Consider the following 6,778-nt stretch of genomic DNA (forward strand, 5'->3'; position numbering starts at 1 on the left):
GCTCCTCGGCACGCAGCACCGTCTGCAAAGCGCGCGGAACTACCTGGTGCTCGCCGCCGCTCACCTCGCGATGGGGCGGACCGAAGCCTGTCAGGAGGCCTACGAGCGGGGCGCTTTGATGCTGGAGACTTCCGAGGCCAACCGTCAGGCAGGTTTCGCCTGGGCCGAGTTGGCGGAGATCTTCCGGTTGTGCGGGGAGGAGGCGCGTGCGGTGTGGGCGTACCGGCAGAGCGTGCGCTGCTTAATGGGCCCGTACAGAGTTGGCGGTGAGACACCGAACCCGGATAGTTGATCACGATCCTGTGGTGTGGACTCGCTCCGTGCGCTGATCACCAACAATCGGCGGATCACGGGGCTGACAGCAGAAGTGATCGCTCCAACTGGGCAATAGGACGGTGTCCTACGTGGTGAGATGGACCACTCGCCTTTGGCTTGCTCCTTGCCCTGAAGGGTGAGGATTCTGGCCTTCCGGGACTGGTTGCTGTGCCGCTCTGCGGCGCGGTTTCCGGTCGGGAATCCGTGTGCTTCCTACTTCTTCGCGCTGTGCAAGGCTGGGGCGATGGGACGACGGACGCGAAGGACGCCTTCGTCATCGCCGACTAGCCTCGAAGTTTCGTGACGGTCCACCGACGGAGTCGGTGGACCGTCACGAAACTTCGAGGCTAGCCCTTGGCATCACCTCTGACGGTCGGCTCACCGCCGGACGACGCTGAAGAAGACCGACCGAGTTCCACCATTCACTACACAGGGCCTCAGGGAGCGTCATTCAGGTGCACCGGCGAGGTAACCCTGGAACGCGTCTGCGGGGTGAACGACCTGGCCGCGGAACGGGCAGAGGCAACCGAGAAGGCCCGCCGCGTCCGCGACCAACGGGCACCGAGAACAAGACCCACGACGTCAGGGACACCACATACGCCGAGGACAATTCCCGCGTACGCATCGACACTGCTCCCCGTGCAACCTGGCCATCGACGCATTCCGCCTGGCAGGATGGGAAAACATCGCCGAAGGCCTGCGCCATTGCGGACGCGACGTGGAGCTTCTTCAGAACGGCCACCGATCGGGTGACGCCGGGAGCAACGGCCGGCACCAGCACGGCGGCAACCTCCCTGCTCGTGAGCGTCGTCAACACCTGCCACGACATCACCCTCACGGGCACTACTGAAGAAGCTCATGGCCCCGCAGTGGGCGGCCCTCGGACTCAAGTGATCACAACTGGCCGATCACGATAACGACGCAGCCCTGATCCACGAGCGCCGCCGCGGCCCCAGCAGCTTGGCATGGTCTCACCTAGAGCGGCGAGGGATGCCCGGGACGGAACCGAAGCTGTCTGCTGTCTGCGCGTTTGCGCCGCTCTCCGAGCGTTGCGAGGGGGGCGCCAACTGGTCGACCGACCCGTTGGCGACTCCGGCTATCTGCGCCTGTTGCCGACTCCTGACCAGACGATCACGGAATATCTGGTCACGATTGTGCTGCCCCCTGTTGTTTATCTCATAGCGCATCATTCTGAGCTGCTCTCGTCCTGATTCTGCATCGGAGGCCCTGTCTGCAAGGCCCGCAAGTTCCTCCATCGAGTCTACATTGGGGGAGTTCAGTATCGAATTGTCCAACGCGTTCACGCTAGTGCGCATATTAGCTTGATCACGCAACGGTCCGCGGAGACCTGCGAGTAATACTTTTTGCTCCTCCCTGGTCAGGGCTGTCGCCAGCTCCAGCGGCGGCGCCTTCTCGCCGGATCGGGCGTGACCAGCCGCTGCTGCCCAAACAAAGGCATCGCTTTCCGACAGTTCATTACGGGCAAGCCAGTCTCGCACATGGCCATACACCTTGGAAAATACGGCTGACTCTTGCTCGCTTGCAGGTAAGCTTTTCACGCTCTCAATCGACGAGATCGCACTCTCCAGAGTGAGCCGATGCAGATCGCCCCTGAGGCTCAGAGGGAATTCCTTATATTCCTGCTCGAACTTCTTGTCCAATTTGCGATGCAGCTCGTCGAGCGCCTCATTGTCAGACAAGGCTGAGGCGTGCTTCACCTCGGCATCGAAGCGTTGCAAAGCCTCGCGCTCTTTCTCTTCCGGTGTCAGCCCTGGGGCTGTTTTTGCAATAAATTGAATCGCCTTATGTGTATCGGCCAGAAGTCTTACTTCGTCGAGCGTTGGGGATGCTGGGGTGGTCGGCACAGTATTCCTCTCAGTTTCCGTATCTGCGATTACACAACGGTCGGCAACACCTATCGGTTCATAGAGTGGGATGAATTACTGAACCTCTTTCATCCTGAATGGTTGCAGGTCAGTAGTTGGCTTGGACGGTGCGGCTGATGGGGCAGGTGGAGGAGCGTGCTCTGCGCCTGATGCGCCAGGCTTTGAGTCAGGCGAAGGCGCGTTCGCCGAGGGCTCAGAGTCGGGCGTGGTCGCGGTTGAACTGCGGGGTGCGGAATGTGGCGCCGGCGCCCTGGTAGGCGCGGTCCGCCGGCACGAGGATCTGTCGGGTCAGAAAGGTGTGGACGATGCCGTGGGTGCGGGCCGAGGTCAGGTCCTGTGTGCGCCGGGTGTCGCACGGGAGAACCACAGCGGGATTCCATCCGGCGCCGCGATGACCTGCGTGTTCATGCCGTATTTCGTGTGTTTCTGCGAGTAGTACGGCTGATCGGCGCGGACGCGGTCGGCGGGGGCATTGTGCTGTCAACGATGACGTGGTCGCCGTCACCGAGGCCGGTGAGGGCTTCGTGGAGGCCTGGGGCCCAGGACGCCAGCACCTCCAGAGCCTCGCCCACATAGCGCCAGGCGGTGGCCTGCGATAGCGCGAATCAGGCGCCTAGCTGGGCGAACGTCTCGTTCTTACGCAGGCGGGCCCAGCGTGAGGAGGGCCTAGTCGAAGCAGCCAGGCGAGATGCTCGACGAGCTCATGTGGGACGTCGAGCGTGGCAGGATACGAAAACCAACAGGGCCCCTTCGGCCGCCGGTGTGCTGAGTGGAATCACCACGCCAACGACGAGGGGCCCTGCCTCGTCACCACAGCCGTTGACCAGCCTTTTTCACCCGCCAGCACAGGATGGAAGGGTTCACGCCAAAGGGGAGGGTCAGTAGACGTTGTTAACGAACTACAGGTAGTGCAACGGTGTTGCACTCGAAAGGGCGTGACCACCGCCCTGACGGAGGCGGCGCGCAAGTGCCGTCCTCCGCCAGGGCGAAACGTTCGCCTGACCCGGCACTGGACGCCTACGTACCCGTGCTTGCCCACTCAGTCCCCTCAACCCTTCGAAAAGCTCCACTGGTGGTCGTCGAGGTCGCTACAGGGGAAAATGGTGACATTGGCATGCGCGGCTTTCTTGTTCTCTCGCGCCACGTCGAGGCACATTTTTCCGCTCTTCCGGTTGCGGATCCAGTACGTGCCATTGGGACGCTTTTCCAGCTGCCAGAGCTGGTTGTCCCTGTCGCTGGGGTCGCAATTGAATAGCCCCACGGGCGAGGCGATCGCAACGGGGCCATAGCCATTCAGGTCCAGACAGAGGCCGGACCTGGCGTTGCGGATGAGGTACAAAGCAGCCCCGTCGGCGCCGTTGCTTTCCGAGGCCAGGTCCACCACCCACCTCTGGTTCTCCCCGCCAGAGGCACGGCAGGTGCCATCCTGGGCCGGCGTGGTGATGGTGCCCTCGCCGGTGCCTGGAAGATCAAGGCAGAGGCCGTACTTCTTGTTCTTGATCCGTACCTCACCGCTGGGGATATCGCTCTTGGCCTTCGGCTGGGGTGTCGACTGCGGAGCACCTGATGTCGAGGCGGCAGGAGATGGTAGAGGCAACGTACCGGCGGTGGAGTGGGTCGGCGGGGGCTCGAGCGTTACCGACGAGGTCCTGTTTGTGCCGTCATCACTTCCCGAGCTGCCGAGCATGATCAGTGGAACGATGATAACGGCCGCTGCGACGGTACCAACCAACCCTAGCCCGAAGGGCCGCTTGAGAAAACTGGGCGGCTCGTACTCGTCGTCAGACTGGCGAGGGCGCCTCTTGCTGGCAGGTCCCGGGCCGCGGCTCGAGGCGAGAGTAACTGAGGTCTCCTGCCCTATTGGGTCTGTTATTGTAGACGTTTCCCCATCGCCACCGATGAAGCCGGGGTATTTGGCAGGCTCGACGGAGTTGGTGAGCCCAGCAGTCCCATTGCTCTCGGCGTACTCGAAGTGATCCGGGAATTCGGCAGGGCCGGTGGACCCGCTGCTGGCCAGCTCGGCAGGGCCGGCGTTCCAGCCTTCTTGGGCCTCACCGACCTGCCCCGCCTGGCGTTGCTCCACAAGCCTGCTGGAACCGTCCGGTTCGACCTGGACGATTGCTACATAATCCGCAGAAGGGTCAGATATGGCCGCCCTGACGGGAGAGTTCCGGCTGCGCGCGTATCCGTGCAGCATGTCAAGGATCGCCGTGTCAACTGCCTCACCTTCAACCAGCGGCACAGGAATGCCATCGATGTCAACGGATCCATCGGCAGAGACGATCACTGGGAGAGGAGCCAGCAGTTCGGGCGTATCTCCAACGGGTTCGCGCTTGCCGAGATCCGTTGGTTCGCCGGGCGCGGGAGGCTTGCCCTCTGCACCTGACTTATCCGCTTCTTCGCCCCGGCTCATGCCCATCCCTTCCTGATGTGCTTCCCGCCCGGCCTCGATTCTGGGTCCGCTGTGGCCTGCGAGCGGTCATGGAGAGGAGTCACAGCGGGTCCCTGCACCCTCGCAACGAACTGTGGTGCGAATCAGTTCAACTCCAGCCTGCACTGAGTTTGGCGTCGGAGGCAGGCACCGGTCGAGTCCATCGCGTCCCGCCGGCGCGCGGTCGTGGAGCGTGTCGCAGGACAAATGACGCACCGGCAGGGTGCGTGCCGACGTTCTTGACCGCGAGCTCTACGCAGAGGCAGGGGGCGTGGCCGTTGATATGGTGTGGGCGATCCGCTGGCGGGGTGTGTTGGGGTACAGCTAATCCGTACTGCCTGCGGGTAGGCAGCCGTGAGGAAGGCGGCCCACTCCTCGTGCATCTCGAAGAGCACGGTGGTGACCACTCCAGCTCTGGTCGCACCTAGTTCTCCACCCCGACATGTAATCCCGCTGGCTAACGAGCTCGTGCATGGTTGGCGTTGAGACGTCGAGCTCTTGATTGTTGATCATGGTCATGTGGTGGGGACCGTGAATCGGGAAGTGATCATCAGCAACCGGCGGATCACGTGCCTGACGGCCGGGGGATGGCCGAACTTGTCGCTGAGATCGGCCCGTTGTGGCAGGCTCGAGGGCCAGCAGGCCAGGCTCCTCTCCCGGCAAACGGAAGCGCGCCGTAGGTGTGGGTGGGCCCAGATCTGCTGCAGGACGCGGTCGGGGGTCTTGCTGATGAGTACGACGGGGGCTCCGCGTTGGTGGGTCTTGAGCTCGGCGAAGACAGCTTCCGCTTCGCACCGTTCCTGGTAGAGCGCGGCCAGTTGGCGGGCGGGATAGCGACGGCCATCAAGCAGGCTGGTCACCAGCCGGTAGTCCTCGTCTTCGCGGGCGGTGCCGTCCAACCGTAGGCGCCCCCCCGGCACCGTGACTGGCTCCTGTGTGTGGGATCGGTGTGGGCATGGATGCGGGAGACCAGGATCCGTTCCGCAGCTGCCGTTCGACGGGCAGGATCCGGCTGGCGGGCACCCGCCACAGCGGATCGGCGCTGCTGTCGGTGCTCGGCATCGAGGACGAGGTGGGTGCCCACCTCGATCAGGCAGGCCATCCGTACCTGGGGAAAGGAGGACTTGTCGTGGCCGCGGCTGTTTCCGGGACGTCCGAAGGCGGCCTCGTTCGCCGCACTGTCGGAGACGTCTCAGCAGGTGCCGTCCACCGCCAGCAGCCTCAGCCCGCGCCAGAAGCAGCCCGGGTGGTCTGGGTGCCCATCGGCTGCGCGGCCGTGGCAAACAGCACCCGCAGCGGCTCTGCACCCAACCGCTGGGGGCTCGGCAGCGACGACTTCGCCGGGATGCGCCACTCGCCCAGCAGCCCCTGACCGCGCAGACCCTCGACCAGGTGCCGCATCACCTCCAGATACGGCGCCGGCGAGAACAGGGCAGGGGAGAGCACGAAGTACACCACCAGCCGGGTTGGCAGCAGCCGTCTGCGATGCTCCGCCCGGCCGCACGTGGTCACCACACGATCCACCAACCCGGGCCGATACGCCCAGGTCAGCAGCCCCAAATCCGATAACTCACCGACGTCCGCAGACCCCCGCACCACCCCCGGGAGGGCTGCACAGCGACCTACGCCCGTGAGCTATTGCAACGGCATTGTCTTGAGGATGGGTGGCGAACAGCTGCACCGGTGATCGTCGTTAGGTGTGTGGATCGAAGACGAAACGGTGACCGCGGGGCGCAGGGTAGTGCCTGATCGCTGGCAGGTGATGGTCGCGGCCTGCTGGCCAGATCGCGGGGCCGTTTCACGCGGCTGGAGCCCCCCTTTATGGGTAAGGCAGTTCGTGCTGCCGTTGCCGGCGGTACTGGCGCGGAAAAATTGCTGAACGATCGCCGAGCACACCGGCATGAGCCCGGACGGGTTGCAGCACGCCGCTCGGCGTCACTGCGGGCTTGAGGAATTGGGGTACGCAACGGCCCCAGCCTGGCGATGGCCCTGGTCCGGCGCTACACACTCTTCGATGACCCAGAACTCCAGTGTTGAAGCCACAGTTCGGGATCAGCCATCACCCGGAGCGGTCCAGAACGAAGACGAGCACGGAGAGCTGCGGCGTCGCCAGCCTGCCGACCGCGCCCTGTGCACCCGCCCCTGT

At 63.9% G+C, this 6,778-nt stretch carries 3 protein-coding genes and 3 pseudogenes; 1 reads left to right on the top strand and 5 read right to left on the bottom strand.

The window, feature by feature from the left end; translation table 11 throughout:
- A pseudogene (locus tag EHS43_RS46770) lies at positions 1-292 on the top strand (hypothetical protein); the annotation flags it as partial.
- A 994-nt stretch (positions 293-1,286) separates the two neighbouring features.
- On the opposite strand, the gene EHS43_RS33230 reads toward EHS43_RS46770, so the two are convergent.
- The 5 genes and pseudogenes from EHS43_RS33230 to EHS43_RS33250 form a co-directional block, all read right to left on the bottom strand.
- Positions 1,287-2,180: a hypothetical protein gene (locus EHS43_RS33230; protein WP_125194371.1), complete on the bottom strand. Its 894-nt coding sequence runs from the start codon at positions 2,178-2,180 to the stop codon at positions 1,287-1,289.
- 89 nt (positions 2,181-2,269) lie between these two features.
- Positions 2,270-2,983: pseudogene (locus EHS43_RS33235) on the bottom strand (transposase family protein).
- Positions 2,984-3,249: 266 nt separating this feature from the next.
- On the bottom strand, positions 3,250-4,614 hold the full coding sequence (locus EHS43_RS33240; protein WP_185806524.1) for an RICIN domain-containing protein: 1,365 nt from the start codon (positions 4,612-4,614) through the stop codon (positions 3,250-3,252).
- Positions 4,615-5,318: 704 nt separating this feature from the next.
- Positions 5,319-5,501 (bottom strand): annotated as a pseudogene (locus tag EHS43_RS48260) (IS4 family transposase); the annotation flags it as partial.
- Between the two features lie 352 nt (positions 5,502-5,853).
- Positions 5,854-6,192 (bottom strand): transposase domain-containing protein, encoded by a 339-nt coding sequence (locus tag EHS43_RS33250; RefSeq protein WP_185806525.1) that lies wholly within the window; start codon positions 6,190-6,192, stop codon positions 5,854-5,856.
- Positions 6,193-6,778: the final 586 nt, after the last annotated feature.

The sequence above is a fragment of the Streptomyces sp. RP5T genome (assembly GCF_003933965.1).
In the GTDB taxonomy this organism is placed as follows: Bacteria; Actinomycetota; Actinomycetes; order Streptomycetales; family Streptomycetaceae; genus Streptomyces.

Bases quoted from the DNA above. Each gene is read 5' to 3' on its own strand.
- EHS43_RS33240 (WP_185806524.1), bottom strand. From the start codon at position 4,614: ATGAGCCGGGGCGAAGAAGCGGATAAGTCAGGTGCAGAGGGCAAGCCT.